Origin of the sequence: Mucilaginibacter sp. (assembly GCF_965277465.1) — a bacterium.
Lineage (GTDB): Bacteria > Bacteroidota > Bacteroidia > Sphingobacteriales > Sphingobacteriaceae > Mucilaginibacter.
Window position 1 is genome coordinate 2,691,854 of sequence record NZ_CBDICW010000001.1, and the last position, 14,321, is coordinate 2,706,174.

The following is a 14,321-nucleotide window of genomic DNA, read 5'->3' on the forward strand; positions in this document are numbered from 1 at the left end:
GTGAAAAATTATTTCTGGGGACTTCAATCTTTGCTTTCAGAATCGCCGCATGGGGCGGCGGTTTTTAAACCAAAGCAATATGTTGTCTTCAATCTCCTGGCAGCACTACATAGCAGCCATCATTATCCTGACCGTTTCTTTTTACGGTTATGTAATCCTTCGCTATTATCAGCAAGAAATCTCCAGCCTGCTTAATCGTAAACAGAACTCCCCAAATTTATTTCCAAATGCCCATCCTTTAACGACTAATATAATGGGGCCAGCTAAAATGGATAACGGCGTTTCTTTATCAAAATCCGAAGAATTGTATTTCGCGGATTCGTCAACCGATGAAGCTGAAAGTGTAACTACAATTCAAGATACACCAGTTTCAGATTATCAGAATCACTATTCACCTTCTCAAGAGTTAGAATTTGAAGCGGGAAATCTCATTGCAGCTTTTCAGGATATTGATAATAAGCATGAATTTATTACACTGCTTAGGATTTTAATAGATTCTTACAAAAGGTTTAAGGACGAAATTGATTTGCCGGTTACACTAAACAGGATCGTTGAAATCTCCAAAGAAAGGCTAATGTTCCCGCTACTCTTAACGGACCTGCAGGGAACCTGGGCATAACACCATTTTATTCACACTTAATTTAATCATTATGAATGTTCAAAAATTCAAAAGCCGCATAAACGCGGTAAGTTTTATCAGGCACGTAATGGCTACAATAAGCCTGATCCTAATTAGTCTGTCACTATTTGCACAGGATGGTAATTCGGGGATAACAGCAGCCACAAGCCAGGTCAAAAGTTACTTTTCAACCGGCACAAGTTTAATGTATGCCATTGGCGCAATAATGGGCTTGGTTGGCGCGATCAAAGTATTCAAAAAGTGGAATGATGGCGAACATGACACCGGAAAAGTCGCTTCCAGCTGGTTCGGTAGCTGTATTTTTCTTGTGGTAGTTGCAACTGTCTTAAAATCATTTTTCGGGGTTTAACGGAATTAGTTATGGCACTATATCAAATTAACAAGGGCATTAATAAACCGATTGAATTTAAGGGGCTGAAAGCGCAATACATCGGCTATCTGGCAGGTGGGCTGGTTATCTTATTGGTCGGCTTCGCGATAATTTATTTGCTTGGTGTACCTGTTCATTACTGCATTTTGATCATTGCCGTTTTGGGAAGTGCATTATTTTATCAGGTTTTCAATTTAAGCCACAAATATGGTGAACATGGACTGATGAAAAAAGCAGCTAGACGTTACCTGCCTAACCATTTAAAATTCACGACCCGGAAGGTCTTCCTAAAATTAAAAAAATAGACAATGGCAACACATAGCAAAGCAGAACAGGTTTTTCCTGTATATAAGGTAGAACATCAATGTATGATCTCCGTGCAAGGTGATTTGACCATTGGCTTCAAAGTTAACCTGCCTGAAATATTCACCTTATCCAACGATGAGTACCTGGCATTTCACGAGGTTTTGATCAAAGCTTTGAGGCTATTGCCCAAAAATAGCATATTTCATAAACAGGATTGGTTTATAAATGAGCAGTACGAAGCAGTATTTGCTAAGAATAACGGTGCGAATGTTAAAACGTTTTTGTCACATTCCAGTGAACGTTACTTTCATGAACGGGCTTACCTTCATCATCACTGCCATATTTATTTGACGAAGAAGCCGGATAAATTTAAACAATATTCAAGTGCGACCAGCGTATTAATGCGTAAACGCATCGTACCCGTTCAAACTACCTGCGATGAATTATACCGCGATTTTTTAGACAGCGCAGGGCAATTCGTTCGGGTATTGGAAGACAGTGGTTTAATTTCATTGAAAAGATTGACAGATGATGAATTAACAGGCACCCTTCAAAATCCTGGCATTTTGGAACAATACTGTTTTTTGTTGAATAAAGATGAAGCCCCCGTTTTAAAAGATATTCATATCGAGGACGAGATCAGAATTGGCGACAGTCATTGCCAGCTTTACACCCTTAGCGATGTGGAAGACCTGCCCGCGCTTTGCGGGCCACGGATCACTTACGATAAGTACAGTACAGATAAAACGAAATTCAGTACAGGCTTTGCCACACCAATAGGGACTTTGCTGAAATGTAACCATTTGTATAATCAATACATATTTATCGGGGATAGTCAACAGACCATTAAAAAGCTGGAAGCCAAGAAATTGAGGCTTCAATCTCTCTCAGCCTATTCCCGCGAAAACGCTATTGGTCGCGATGCGACACATGATTTTTTAAATGAAGCGATTAGTCAGCAACGGTTGCCAGTAAAAGCCCACTTTAACATATTGGCATGGACGGATAATGCCGCTGGTTTGAAGGATCTTAAAAATAAGGTAAGTTCATCATTGGCACAGATGGATGCGCAGCCAAAACAGGAAACAGACGGAGCAGCACAAATATGGTGGTCAGGATTACCTGGTAATGAAGCCAGCTTCCCAATGAATGACACATTTGATACGTTCGTCGAGCAAGCTACTTGCTTTTTGAATCTGGAAACAAATTATCAGTCAAGCATAAGCCCCTGCGGTATTCGCCTGGGCGACCGCTTATCGGGCAAGCCGGTACACGTTGATATCAGCGATGACCCGATGAAAAAGGGCATTACTACTAACAGGAACAAATTTATATTAGGTCCGTCGGGCAGCGGTAAATCGTTCTTTACCAATCACATGCTGCGCAGCTACTTTGAACAAGGTTCCCATGTGGTTATCGTTGATGTAGGCCATAGCTACCAGGGCTTATGTGAATTTGTAGGCGGTTATTATTTTACTTATACAGAAGATAAACCGATCAGCTTTAATCCTTTTTACGTTCCTGAAGGTGATAACCTGGACACGGAAAAAAGAGAGAGTATCAAAGCAATGATACTCGCCTTGTGGAAAAAGGAGGATGAGGGTGTGCAACGGTCTGAATACGTCGCCATATCAGACGCTTTATATCACTATTATGAGAAGCTGAAAGTTCAAACCGAAATATTTCCCTGCTTCGATAGCTTCTATGAGTTCCTGTCTAATGAATTTTATGAAACGATGAAGCAATCAAAAGTGAAGGATATTCGTTTTGATATCGATAACATGCTTTTTGTATTGAAACCATATTACAAAGGCGGTGAATATGCCTACCTGCTGAATGCAAAAGAAAATCTTGACTTATTGCAAAAGCGCTTTATTGTCTTTGAATTAGATAACATAAAAGATCATCCTATTTTATTTCCGGTCGTTACTTTAATCATCATGGAAACCTTCGTTTCCAAAATGCGCAAGCTAAGTAAAGACACGCGCAAAATGATACTGATTGAAGAAGCCTGGAAAGCAATTGCGCGGGAAGGAATGGCAGAGTATATTAAATACCTTTTTAAAACCGTCCGTAAATATTTTGGTGAAGCTTTAGTGGTTACGCAGGATATAGAAGATATAATCAGTTCACCAGTGGTTAAACAGGCCATCATTAATAACAGTGATTGCAAAATATTATTTGACCAGCGTAAGTATCAGAACGACTTTCCTAAAATTCAGCAATTGTTAGGGATAACCGATAAGGAAACCGCCTTAATTATGAGCATGAACCGGAATAACGATGAAAATTTAAAATACAAAGAAGTCTTTATTAGTCTTAATGGCCAACTATCTAAGGTTTACCGTACCGAAGTTAGCCGTGAGGAATACTGGACTTATACCACGGAATCAGCGGAGAAAGCTAAAGTCCATGCCTACGCTAAGAAGTATGGCAGTATGCAATTGGGCATAGCCGCAATTGTCAGGGAAGAATTAGAATAAGTAGCATAAACTAAAAACCATAATTATGAAAGCATCAACCATTTTAATCGCTTTAATTACCACTGTTTTTATTGGATGTAGTAATCAAGCAAGTAAAGAAGATTTGTCCGGCACATATACCAATCAGTCAAAAAGCGAGTATAGTTTAGCATCTGATACGTTAATTATTACTGTGATAGATCAATCTAATAATAGTTATCAAATTGAACGAAAAACTGGCTTTCAAAAAATTCGCAATCAGATAACACAACCTAAACAATACAAAAATGAAAAGTGGCAGGCGACTTGGAACGCTGATAAAAAAATTTTATCTGAAACCGATCTTGGTCGGCAAATTAGCTTTGGTAAGGAAAAACATTCTTTGTCTTTGAAAGGCACTCAATACCAAAAGATTAACTAAGCGTCAAACATTTATTTCCAAAATTTAAACTCTCGTTTTGCGAGGGCATGGGAGGATTTTATGAAAAATTTAAAGGTTAAAATCATCTTCGCGATGGCAGTAATCCAGTTGTTTTTAGCTGTGAATAAAGCTAATGCCCAATTTGTAATTGGCGACGTTATCAAGCAAACAGTAACTAAGGTGATAAAAGCAATCGACCTGAAAGTTCAGCGGATGCAGAACAAAACGATCTGGCTTCAAAATGCTCAAAAGGTAATTGAAAACCAAATGTCCAAAACAAAACTGACTGAAATTTCGGGCTGGACGGAACAGCAAAAGCAATTGTATAGCAACTACTATACAGAATTAGGAATGATTAAATCAGCTATTGTAACCTACCAGCGGATCAAAGATATAACCATGAAACAGGCGGCTTTGGTTAGTGAATATAAACAAGCCTGGAGCTTATTCCGGCAGGATAGTCATTTTAACCCGCAGGAGTTAAGTTATATGCAGCAGGTTTATTCAGGAATATTAGATGCCAGCGTCAAAAATTTAGATGAGATCATGCTTGTTGTTAGCCCTGCTAAAACGCAAATGACAGATGAACAGCGTTTGGAGTTAATTAATCATGCAAGTGATCACCTCGACGAGAATTATAACGATCTGCACCAGTTTAATAATCAGGGTATTCAATTAAGCCTCGGGCGCAGCAAGGATTTAAACGATACGCAATCAATCAAAAAGCTTTATGGAATCAATTAATCGCCTGAAAGTTCCGGCGGATGAGATCCGCCGGAAAAGTAAAAAATTACTTGCCTTTGCCATCATGACCGTAACGGCATCAGCATTTGCCACAAAGGTTAAGGCCCAAACATTTGCAGAATGGTTTGACCAGAAGAATACACAGAAAAAGTATTTATTACAGCAAATCGCCGCTTTGCAAGTCTATGCAGCTTATTATAAACTAGGGAACAATATAGCTCATAACGGTTTGGGTTCTATCAATGGCTCACTTACTTCAGAAAATGGGTTGCACACCACTTATTACAATAACCTGCAGCATGTTAGCCCTGTGGTAAAAAACAACAAGCAGGTAAGCGATATCCTGCAATGGCAAAAGGATATCCTTACCCGGATGGGTAACCTGGACAAAACAGCAAATCTAACCGACAATGAAAAAAAGTATGTGGTTCAGGTTAAATCAGCCTTGATTAATGACTGTAACGAGCAAATAACTGAATTGCAAAATGTAGTGACAGATAATAAGCTGCAAATGAGTGATGAGGAGAGATTAAAACATATTGGTGTCATTCATAAAGCCATGCAGGATAATTACCGCTTTGCTTCATCATTCGCAGATCAGGTTAAAGTTTATGCCTTCCAACGAGTACAGGAAAACAACAACGTTATAGCCGAGAAGAAAATTTATGGTATTCAATAATAGCATGATGAAAAAGCATTTAAAATATATTATTACCACGCTGGTGCTTTTAACCTGTCTTGGAAGTGCAAAAAAAAGTAAGGCCCAGGCGCAGGAAATGCAGCAATTGATTTTGGATATAGAAAAGCTGACCCAACTAAAAGGCATCCTTACAGACATGAAAACAGGTTATCAGATTTATACACAGGGTTACGGCACTATATCACAATTATCCAAAGGGAACTTTGACCTGCATAGTGTTTATTTGAATGGTTTATTGTCCATCAGCCCAACGGTTAGAAATTATGGCAGGATCGCAGAAATAACTACCCAACAGGCCAGCTTGGTCATCGAGTATAAAAGTTCTTACAAGCAATTCCGGCAAAGCGGAACGTTTAGCGCAAGTGAATTGAGTTACATGAGTGATGTTTACACACAATTGGTAACCCAGAGTTTGGAGAACCTCAATGAACTAATCAATGTGTTAACGGCGGGTAAATTGCGTATGTCCGACGACGAGCGGATGAAAGCTATTGACCGGATCTACGGCAGCAGTTCCGAAAAGCTTCAGTTCCTACGGCACTTCAACCGGCAAGGCGTCGTACTCAGCCTTCAGCGAAGTAAGGAAATTGGCGACACCCAGACCTTGAAACAGCTTTATGGTATGAATAACTAATCGGAATTTTATGAAACCTCCATTTATGGAAGCTTCATCACCACTTAAAAACAAATAAATACGATGAAAAAGAAGATTTATTTAACCGCAATTCTTGCGGTAACGGGGATAGCTTTTCCTTTATTTTCCAAAGCAGACGGACTTGCAACCGATATTCAGGGCTTGCAAGGCACATTAAACGAGGTGTATAATGATATGCTTCCGATGTGCAGCCAATTGATCGGCGTAGGCCGTGCATTAGCCGGATTTGGTGCGCTTTTTTATATAGGCAGCCGTGTTTGGCGGCAGATAGCCAACGCAGAGCCAATAGATTTTTATCCATTAATGCGCCCTTTTGCGTTGGGTTTATCCATCCTTTTATTCCCCACGGTCATAACAATTATTAACGGGATCATGTCACCTACAGTAAGCGCAACGGGTAGCATGGTTCAAAATTCAGACGCAGCTATTGCAACCTTGTTAAAAGCAAAAGAAGCAGCCGTAGAAAAGACAGACACCTGGCAAATGTACGTGGGAGCAGATGGGGATGGTGACCGGGATAAGTGGTATAAATATACTCATCCGGATGATCCGACTGGCTCTAATGAAGGAATGCTTGCCAGAGTCGGCAACGATATGAAATTTGCCATGTCCAAGGCATCCTATAATTTCCGCAATACCATCAAGGAATGGATGTCAGAAGTATTGCAGGTGCTTTATGAAGCCGCCGCACTATGTATCAATACGATCCGTACTTTCTATTTAATCATCCTCGCCATTTTAGGGCCGATAGTATTTGGGTTAGCCGTATTTGACGGGTTTCAGCATACGCTTACCGTCTGGCTGGCTAAATATATCAATGTATTTCTTTGGCTGCCGGTTGCCAACATATTCGGTGCCATTATAGGAAAGGTGCAGGAGAATATGCTGAAACTGGATATTACACAGGTTCAGAGCGCCGGTGATACATTCTTCAGTTCAACCGATACCGCTTACCTCATCTTCTTAATTATTGGAATTATCGGCTATTTCACCGTACCGAGTGTAGCGAACTACATCGTCAATGCAGGCGGTGGGAATGGTTTGCTGCAAAAAGTCAACAGCCTGGTCAGCAATTCGAGTCAGTCAGTTATGAGTGCGGGTGGTTCCGGCAGCAGTATGCTCGCGGATGCTTTTGGCAACCAACGCTCGAATACCAGTGCAAGTATGGCCGACAGCGCCGTTTCCAAGCCTTATTTCCAGGATAAACAGCAGGGCGCAAACAGTCAGCAAGCCTCAAGAATAAATCCTCAAAAAGCATAATCATTCATCTTTAAATTTTTCCCTTATGTTTTCACAACTCAAAAATATCGATACCGCTTTTAAGCATATCAAGCTGTTCAGCTACCTGCTCATTGCGGCATGTACCATGATTTCCTGCTTCGCGCTTTTTAAAAGCTACCAGGCGGCAAATATTGCAAATAATCATGTTTATATCCTGGCGAATGGCAAGGCGTTGGAAGCTTTTGCTGCAGACCGCAAAGATAATATCCCGGTTGAGGCAAGGGATCATATAAGGATGTTCCACCATTACTTTTTCACCCTTGATCCCGATGAAAAAGTAATTGATGCCAATATGGGTAAAGCGCTTTACCTCGCTGATGAAAGTGCTAAGAACCAGTATAACGACCTCAAGGAAAAGAGCTATTACAATAACCTCATATCTGGCAATATCAGTCAGCAGCTTACAGTGGACAGCATTCAATTGGATATTAACCAATATCCCTACTATTTCAAATGTTATGCGACGGAGAAGTTGATCCGGGCCACATCAACCGTTAACCGCAGCCTGGTAACACAAGGTTATTTAAGAAACGTAACCCGTTCAGATAACAACCCGCATGGTTTTTTGATCCTGCACTGGGAAACTTTAGCTAACAAGGACACCACTTTACAAAATCAATAGCTATGAATTTATTTAAAAGCAAGCAACAGAACCATGCTGTACTAAAAGTAAATGAAAGGTTGGCTGCGATCATTGCAACTAAATTAATCGGGTTTCAATACCGGTTATCGATAATCCTGGGGAAGTGGTTTAATGCGTGCTCCGTTAGACAAAAAAAATGGATGGTCTTAACTGTTGGATTATGTATAACCGCCATTTTGTTATCAGGACTTTGTAATTCACTTTATATGATTCCGCTGCAACCGGTCCAAAACTATTCAGCTGCTCACATTGGTATGCCGTCCGTAATACCGCATCAAAAAATTAATAACAATCAAATAACAGATTCTTTAACCATAAAAATCAGATCATGGAAGCAACAATAACAAGCGGCCAAATGCCGCTGCATTCACCCGAATTTTTGAAGGAGCGAAAATTCTATATGATTATCCCCTTACTTATTCTGCCATTCCTCACCATGGGATTTTGGGCACTGGGCGGAGGCAAACAAAATAATATGGTCTACGATAGAGGTGCAGCCAAAGGGTTAAATGCGAGCCTGCCGCAGGCACAATTCAAAGACCAGAAATCGCCAGATAAAATGGATGTCTATCGAACTCAAAAGCAGGACTCGTCACGTTCGTCGGCTGACGGCGTAAGCCAAAGCTTCGTAAAAGCTATGGGTTTTCAGGATACAAAAGCAAAACATACAGACTCCATGGCTTCAAGTTCTCCTGTTAATTTAACAGGTGCATCGGTAGCAGCCGATGCGAATGAAGCAAAAATTCAGGCCAAGCTGGCGCAGATTAACCGCCAGATCAGTCAGCCCGAAAACCCCGATTATGGCACTCGTTCCGGCCAGGGGGAACAATCGGGAGCAGATGTTAAACGGCTTCAACTCATGATGAAAGCCATGAACGCTGGCGGGGGAAGTGGCAATGATCCTGAATTGAAGCAGCTTACCCAAATGCTGCAACAGATCAATGATATTCAAAACCCAGGCAATGCGAATAGCCGTTCAAGAAGCGAATCGTTGAAGAACCATCAGCGGGTTTATCCCGTTTTGGCTGCCGGTGATGACAACGATGATAACAATTCGAATAGTCAAATGCCGGTGCAGTACGCCGCCTATGATGGTGACGGTAAGCGTAAAAAACATCAATCTGCCGGGAACGGTCAGGTATCAGGCAATACAATTCAGGCCGTCGTACACGAAGATCAAACTTTGGTTAGCGGCGCAGTTATCAAATTAAGGTTGGAAGATGGCATTTATGTCAATGGCCGGATGATTCCCAAAGGAAGTTTTGTTTACGGCACCTGCGCACTCCATGATGAACGCCTGGAAATTAAGATCACCAGTATCCGCTACCTGAATGATATCCTGCCGGTTTCCCTTTCGGTTTATGATCTGGATGGAATAGAAGGTTTATATGTGCCAGGATCTATTGGCCGCGATGCTGCTAAAAACGGTGTGGGCGATGCGGTTCAGTCTATGCAACTCATGTCAATGAATCAATCCGTCGGTACACAGGCGGCCAGCGCAGGGGTGGAAGCCGCTAAGGGATTATTCAACCATAAGGTAAAACAGACCAAAGTTAAAGTTAAAGCAGGTTATGCAGTCCTGCTTAAAGACAGTAACGAAAGGGACAATTAATAAAAATAATACCATGAAAAAGTTAATAATCATTTTAATCCTCGCAGTAACAGTGACGGGCTCCTTTGCGCAGGATACCGCCTATATCAGCCGTGATAAAACAACCGCCTTGTTTTTCAGATCTCCTGTAAAGATCATCAGTAAAAAGCCCGCTGATTTTAGCATTGCGCAGAAAGAGCACGGCCTGATTACTTTAAAGGCTGAAAAGTCAGGGTTCGTTACATCCGTGATAAATGTGCAGGACCTTAGTACGCATAAAGTTTATCCTATAACTGTCGCATATTCTTACGGACGTGCTGGCAGGCGTATCGAGATCGGCGAACAATCCCCGTTGACCGTCACGATGATGAAGGATTCGCAAACCAGCTATGCACTGATAAGTGATCAGCTTGCCGCGGGGAAAAGATCAGCTGTTGTGGACAGGAAGAAAACAGGAGGGGTAAAGGTCTGGATCAATAAACTATCATTAGCAGGCAACCGGGTTTTTTTCAGGCTGGATATTCGCAATCGTTCCAAGCTGTCCCATGAAATAGATTTCGTTCGTTTTTATATCAGGGACTTGAAAACAGTAGCCAGGATGGCAACCCATGAGCAGGAAATTGTCCCGGTGTATGCCACCTTAAACCGGCATACGACTATCCTCGAGCGCCAGGAAACAGCTAAAATATTTGCTTTTCACCGCTTTTCGCTTTCGGAAGACCAGGCACTGAATATAGAACTCTACGAGCGCCACGGCAACCGCCATTTATATCTGCGGGTCAGACAAAAAGACTTCGACAACTTAAAAACAATTAACCCGGCAATGCAGCAGCCGGTAACCCTTGCTGCCCATATATCCAATTAACTGTTTATTTAATTTTTAATCATTAAGTTATGAACACGCAAAATGCTGAATTTTTGAAAAAAAGCTTGCTGAACCTGGGGTTCGGCGAGCAACTGAATGCAGAACTGGACAAACAGATCGCTGCAAACGCTCCTGAATTTAAGTTGAGCCTACAACACGAATTCAACCAGAAAACTATTGATTATACGCTGCATTTTAAAGCAGGCGATAATAAGGACATGTTCTTTTTCAATAAGTACGACGCAACCATTAGCCACAAAGATGATCCTGCAAAGAATATCAATCAAACTTTCTTTATCAATAAGGGCAGCGGTGTCACTGCTAAAGAAGCTTTTAATCTCATGGAGGGACGGGCTGTGCACAAACAATTGTATAACCTGGAAGGACAAAAATACAATGCCTGGCTAACCCTTGACGATAAGAACCTGACCGAAAGTGGTAACAGGAAGATTAATCATTACCATGAGAATTATGGTTATGACATCGATAAGGTGCTTGCTGGTAAAGGCATCAAAGAAATGGAAAATCCTAAAGCTAAAGAAGAACTGATGCGCTCCTTAAAAAAAGGAAATGCGCAGCAGGTCACTGTATCAAAAGACGGCTCTGATAAAAAGTATTTCATATCTGCCAATCCGCAGTTCAAAACAGTTGATCTGTACGATCACCAAATGAAGAAGATCAAACGCGAAGAAGTGTTGGAAGCGGCACAAAAACCTGTAAAAAACCTAAAAGAAAAGGAGCAGCAGAAGGAGGAGCTGCCTGCAAAAAAGCAGTCGCGTAAAAGTAAAATGAGTATTTAAACTACATATAGCAAACGGTTCTTAATCAACCTTGCTACAAAAAGGAAAAAATACTTTTTAAAGCGCACTATAAATGCTAATATATTTAGTATTTATAGTACGCTTTTTTTATATTTGAGTTCAATTTAACTTTATGGTAGATCACCAGACACTTATTTTAATTACCGCGATTTCCAGCCTTGCAGGCGCATTACTAACGCAATTAATGACCGGTTTTTTTAGTTATTTCAATGACCGCAGAAAGTATAAACAGGAATTAAAAAATACCTTCCGGAACCGGAGAACCGAGATCGGGGAGAGCTTTTATTTTATGAATGGGGAAGTAATGACCATCGTGCAAAAAAATATCGCTTACTGGCACAACCTGCATAGGGATAGGAGTGAGGATAGTCTGCAATACCTGCATCGTGAAATGGAGAAACTGACCGCACTGAATCAGAGACTGAATGAGGAGAACTGGAAATATAACCTGGTGGGTATTTATTATGAAGTGCCTTTTCCACTGCATGAAATACTGCAGGAAAATAAGAAAACCCATGCTTTGTGCCTCCGGATACTGGACCTTTCAGCGCAGATCAAAGTTACCCTGCCACAAGAGCAAGTTGATTTATACCGGGAATATAACCTGGTTATATTTGAACTGTGTGCGCAATATGAATCGGTCTACAGCCGGATGCAGGATAACATGACTTGTGTTAAAGCCGCTTTATTAGCAGATTACTTATAAAACACTATGTTTATTTCTACCGGAGGCCTTTATCCTAAAAAAAGCATGATTATCATTTACAGGATCATTCTTCGTTTAGGTTTCACAAATTCCTGCAGATGTTGGCTTTGTTAAATACCGCCTTCACTCTCTCTTTTCCCCATATCTTATTCCCTGCACGCTTTGGGTTTTCCAGAAAATACAGGTTCCGTTTTTGAAAATAACGGTCGATCGCCGCCCTGCATTCTACTACTGAATCGTAATCACTGTTACGGATCACCGATTTGGACATGCCGCTGAAAACGGATTCGATCACGTTCAGGTGTGGGGCGCGGGCAGGGAGCGGGGCAAGTGCAATCAAAGGTGTGTGCTTCTCCTTTCGGTAAGACGGTGCGTTGATCTCCTCCAGGTAATCAAGCAATTGTTTCGAAGCGTGCCAGCTGGCTGCATCCCAGGACAAGAACAGTCTTTTCTGGTTTTGGTACTGCGCCGACAAGACTTCAATGAGTTGGATCATTTCTGCCGTATCTTTCTTCCGGGAATAAAACCAGGTCAATTGGTTGGTCGATAATTCCAGCGCACACGTACAAATGAACCAGCCTTTCCCTTTATCCACTTTTTGATACACTGGTTGCTCCCCGGGCATGGCCAGTCTTCTGCCACCCTTAGGCCGGACCGAGCATGGACCATATTCATCAATAGAAAAGAATTTTTCATTCTTAGCCAGGTTTTCCAACACGTGCTGTATTGCCCGGTATTTCTCCAGAAAAAGCGGATCTGTACTGGCAATTACTTCTCTTGAACGTTTGTAACGGACACCTCTTCTTTTTAAATAGTTGGATACCGTACTTTGACAGATGTAATGTCCCGACTCCCGGCTAAATACCGTAGCCAGATCGGTGATACTCCAGGAGGCACGATCAATTCCGTAATTCTTCGGGCTCTGCCTGACCAGGTGTACCAACTCATCCATTTTTTTTTCGATCTCTGCAGCTCTTTCCGCTTTAATCGGACGTTTTGTCCCCGGCCGGTCCAGCCCCGCAAGTCCCTCTTTGCGATAAATATTAAGCCACCCCCGCAATGTCAAGGGTGTGCAATCGATACGTTGAGCTACTTTGTCCAGGGAATGATAAGTGTAAACAGACATCAAGGCTACTGCCACCTGCCAGCGGTGCCGGTCATTGGACCGGCGCCAGCTTTTTAAAAGTTCGATTTCCTCCTGGGTATATTTTGCCTGGATCTTTGCGGCACAAAGTGCTTCTTTGTTTTCATCGAACCAGCGCCGGAACAAATAATAAAAGCGTGCTTTGCTGTACTCCTGCGGATACCTTAAAGCGTATCTCCGGTAAAGTTTTGCGGCGAACAGCACCGGACCTTCTTCTGCTGCTACCAGTTCAGGCAATAATTCAACCAGGTGATGGTACCACGGTCCAGCCTTTCTCACTTTTTCCTTTCCAAGGAAAAAATTAAAATCCTGCAGCTTATCCGGAAACTCTTTTGCGATTATGTCGAAATCCTTCAGGTAAAAACGGATCGTTTCGGGGCGTAATTCCAAAACCTCCGCCATATGACAGATATTGAGCTGGCCCTCAATATAGTGCCTTCTGATAAAATCTTTTTTGGCCCTGGTAATGTACATCTGCTTAACAATTAGCTGCTACCTATAGACGGTTACTGTTCCTGTTACTAAAATACAAAAAATCTGATTGAAAATATCCAGCTCCTATGAAGTCCTGATTGTAGTAAGTTAATTTTAAGATATAACCGTTACAATTAGGCTGCAAAAGTATAATTTTGGCTATGCTGACTTTATACGAATTTAATGCGATGGATGATAACGGGCAGGCAGAGGCCGTATTTAAGGAAGGGATTTATGTCGATGACCGGGAAGATTCCGGGTTAAAAATTCAGCTGTACCGTTTGAATAGTTTTTATGTGGAAGTATTTTATGATGCCATAGCGAACAGGATCACCAGATACCGATCCTTTAGCGCATTGGCCCAGCTAGCCCCTTATGTAAAACTAACCTAAAGGCAATGCTATCCAGTTCATATATCATGACCGGGATGATAGGAGTGATCCAGCAATATGTCCGATGCTTTTACGAGTCCTGCTCATAATGGAAAGTGAAAGTTTA

The 14,321-nt window shown here is 41.6% G+C and carries 17 protein-coding genes; 16 read left to right on the forward strand and 1 reads right to left on the reverse strand.

The window, feature by feature from the left end; genetic code table 11:
• Positions 1-79: 79 nt before the first annotated feature.
• The 15 genes from ACQY4U_RS12085 (at position 80) to ACQY4U_RS12155 (ending at position 12,205) form a co-directional block, all read left to right on the forward strand.
• Entirely contained in the window at positions 80-619 is a 540-nt protein-coding gene (locus ACQY4U_RS12085) for a hypothetical protein (RefSeq protein WP_428329665.1), read from the forward strand.
• A gap of 88 nt (positions 620-707) precedes the next feature.
• Positions 708-989 (forward strand): DUF4134 domain-containing protein, encoded by a 282-nt coding sequence (locus tag ACQY4U_RS12090; RefSeq protein WP_428329743.1) that lies wholly within the window; start codon positions 708-710, stop codon positions 987-989.
• Positions 990-1,000: 11 nt separating this feature from the next.
• Entirely contained in the window at positions 1,001-1,315 is a 315-nt protein-coding gene (locus tag ACQY4U_RS12095; RefSeq protein WP_428329666.1) for a DUF4133 domain-containing protein, read from the forward strand.
• Positions 1,316-1,318: 3 nt separating this feature from the next.
• Entirely contained in the window at positions 1,319-3,799 is a 2,481-nt protein-coding gene (locus ACQY4U_RS12100) for a TraG family conjugative transposon ATPase (protein ID WP_428329667.1), read from the forward strand.
• A gap of 25 nt (positions 3,800-3,824) precedes the next feature.
• Complete coding sequence (locus ACQY4U_RS12105) at positions 3,825-4,199, forward strand: hypothetical protein (RefSeq protein ID WP_428329668.1); 375 nt, start codon at positions 3,825-3,827, stop codon at positions 4,197-4,199.
• A gap of 60 nt (positions 4,200-4,259) precedes the next feature.
• Positions 4,260-4,943, forward strand: a complete 684-nt coding sequence (locus ACQY4U_RS12110; RefSeq protein WP_428329669.1) for a conjugal transfer protein TraI — start codon at positions 4,260-4,262, stop codon at positions 4,941-4,943.
• Complete coding sequence (locus ACQY4U_RS12115; protein ID WP_428329670.1) at positions 4,930-5,622, forward strand: hypothetical protein; 693 nt, start codon at positions 4,930-4,932, stop codon at positions 5,620-5,622. Before ACQY4U_RS12110 ends, ACQY4U_RS12115 begins: the two co-directional genes overlap by 14 nt.
• Before the next feature lie 4 nt (positions 5,623-5,626).
• Positions 5,627-6,277, forward strand: coding sequence for a TerB family tellurite resistance protein (locus ACQY4U_RS12120; RefSeq protein ID WP_428329671.1), 651 nt, complete (start codon positions 5,627-5,629; stop codon positions 6,275-6,277).
• Positions 6,278-6,340: 63 nt separating this feature from the next.
• Entirely contained in the window at positions 6,341-7,558 is a 1,218-nt protein-coding gene (gene traJ, locus ACQY4U_RS12125) for a conjugative transposon protein TraJ (protein WP_428329672.1), read from the forward strand.
• 25 nt (positions 7,559-7,583) lie between these two features.
• Positions 7,584-8,201 carry a conjugative transposon protein TraK gene (gene traK / locus ACQY4U_RS12130; RefSeq protein ID WP_428329673.1) on the forward strand — a complete coding sequence of 206 codons (618 nt, stop codon included), beginning with the start codon at positions 7,584-7,586 and terminating at the stop codon, positions 8,199-8,201.
• 2 nt (positions 8,202-8,203) lie between these two features.
• Positions 8,204-8,566 carry a hypothetical protein gene (locus ACQY4U_RS12135; RefSeq protein WP_428329674.1) on the forward strand — a complete coding sequence of 121 codons (363 nt, stop codon included), beginning with the start codon at positions 8,204-8,206 and terminating at the stop codon, positions 8,564-8,566.
• On the forward strand, positions 8,551-9,834 hold the full coding sequence (gene traM / locus ACQY4U_RS12140) for a conjugative transposon protein TraM (protein WP_428329675.1): 1,284 nt from the start codon (positions 8,551-8,553) through the stop codon (positions 9,832-9,834). The genes ACQY4U_RS12135 and traM overlap by 16 nt, the downstream gene beginning before the upstream one ends.
• Positions 9,835-9,847: 13 nt before the next feature.
• Complete coding sequence (locus ACQY4U_RS12145; RefSeq protein ID WP_428329676.1) at positions 9,848-10,678, forward strand: DUF4138 domain-containing protein; 831 nt, start codon at positions 9,848-9,850, stop codon at positions 10,676-10,678.
• Between the two features lie 29 nt (positions 10,679-10,707).
• Entirely contained in the window at positions 10,708-11,478 is a 771-nt protein-coding gene (locus ACQY4U_RS12150; RefSeq protein ID WP_428329677.1) for a hypothetical protein, read from the forward strand.
• 133 nt (positions 11,479-11,611) lie between these two features.
• Positions 11,612-12,205 (forward strand): hypothetical protein, encoded by a 594-nt coding sequence (locus ACQY4U_RS12155; RefSeq protein WP_428329678.1) that lies wholly within the window; start codon positions 11,612-11,614, stop codon positions 12,203-12,205.
• Positions 12,206-12,287: 82 nt separating this feature from the next.
• Here ACQY4U_RS12155 and ACQY4U_RS12160 read toward each other — a convergent pair whose 3' ends face one another.
• Complete coding sequence (locus ACQY4U_RS12160; protein ID WP_428329679.1) at positions 12,288-13,823, reverse strand: IS630 family transposase; 1,536 nt, start codon at positions 13,821-13,823, stop codon at positions 12,288-12,290.
• 161 nt (positions 13,824-13,984) lie between these two features.
• Here ACQY4U_RS12160 and ACQY4U_RS12165 point away from each other — a divergent pair, with 161 nt between their 5' ends.
• The gene (locus tag ACQY4U_RS12165; RefSeq protein ID WP_428329680.1) at positions 13,985-14,215 is read left to right on the forward strand and encodes a hypothetical protein; all 231 of its coding nucleotides are present in this window, start codon (positions 13,985-13,987) and stop codon (positions 14,213-14,215) included.
• The last annotated feature ends 106 nt before the right edge of the window (positions 14,216-14,321 follow it).

Coding starts and splice junctions, on each gene's coding strand:
- ACQY4U_RS12135 (WP_428329674.1), top strand. CDS start 8,204: ATGAATTTATTTAAAAGCAAGCAACAGAACCATGCTGTACTAAAAGTA.
- traM (WP_428329675.1), top strand. CDS start 8,551: ATGGAAGCAACAATAACAAGCGGCCAAATGCCGCTGCATTCACCCGAA.
- ACQY4U_RS12100 (WP_428329667.1), top strand. CDS start 1,319: ATGGCAACACATAGCAAAGCAGAACAGGTTTTTCCTGTATATAAGGTA.
- ACQY4U_RS12155 (WP_428329678.1), top strand. CDS start 11,612: ATGGTAGATCACCAGACACTTATTTTAATTACCGCGATTTCCAGCCTT.
- ACQY4U_RS12165 (WP_428329680.1), top strand. CDS start 13,985: ATGCTGACTTTATACGAATTTAATGCGATGGATGATAACGGGCAGGCA.
- ACQY4U_RS12115 (WP_428329670.1), top strand. CDS start 4,930: ATGGAATCAATTAATCGCCTGAAAGTTCCGGCGGATGAGATCCGCCGG.
- ACQY4U_RS12120 (WP_428329671.1), top strand. CDS start 5,627: ATGATGAAAAAGCATTTAAAATATATTATTACCACGCTGGTGCTTTTA.
- ACQY4U_RS12105 (WP_428329668.1), top strand. CDS start 3,825: ATGAAAGCATCAACCATTTTAATCGCTTTAATTACCACTGTTTTTATT.
- ACQY4U_RS12145 (WP_428329676.1), top strand. CDS start 9,848: ATGAAAAAGTTAATAATCATTTTAATCCTCGCAGTAACAGTGACGGGC.
- ACQY4U_RS12110 (WP_428329669.1), top strand. CDS start 4,260: ATGAAAAATTTAAAGGTTAAAATCATCTTCGCGATGGCAGTAATCCAG.
- ACQY4U_RS12085 (WP_428329665.1), top strand. CDS start 80: ATGTTGTCTTCAATCTCCTGGCAGCACTACATAGCAGCCATCATTATC.
- traK (WP_428329673.1), top strand. CDS start 7,584: ATGTTTTCACAACTCAAAAATATCGATACCGCTTTTAAGCATATCAAG.
- ACQY4U_RS12095 (WP_428329666.1), top strand. CDS start 1,001: ATGGCACTATATCAAATTAACAAGGGCATTAATAAACCGATTGAATTT.
- ACQY4U_RS12150 (WP_428329677.1), top strand. CDS start 10,708: ATGAACACGCAAAATGCTGAATTTTTGAAAAAAAGCTTGCTGAACCTG.
- traJ (WP_428329672.1), top strand. CDS start 6,341: ATGAAAAAGAAGATTTATTTAACCGCAATTCTTGCGGTAACGGGGATA.
- ACQY4U_RS12090 (WP_428329743.1), top strand. CDS start 708: ATGGCTACAATAAGCCTGATCCTAATTAGTCTGTCACTATTTGCACAG.
- ACQY4U_RS12160 (WP_428329679.1), bottom strand. CDS start 13,823: ATGTACATTACCAGGGCCAAAAAAGATTTTATCAGAAGGCACTATATT.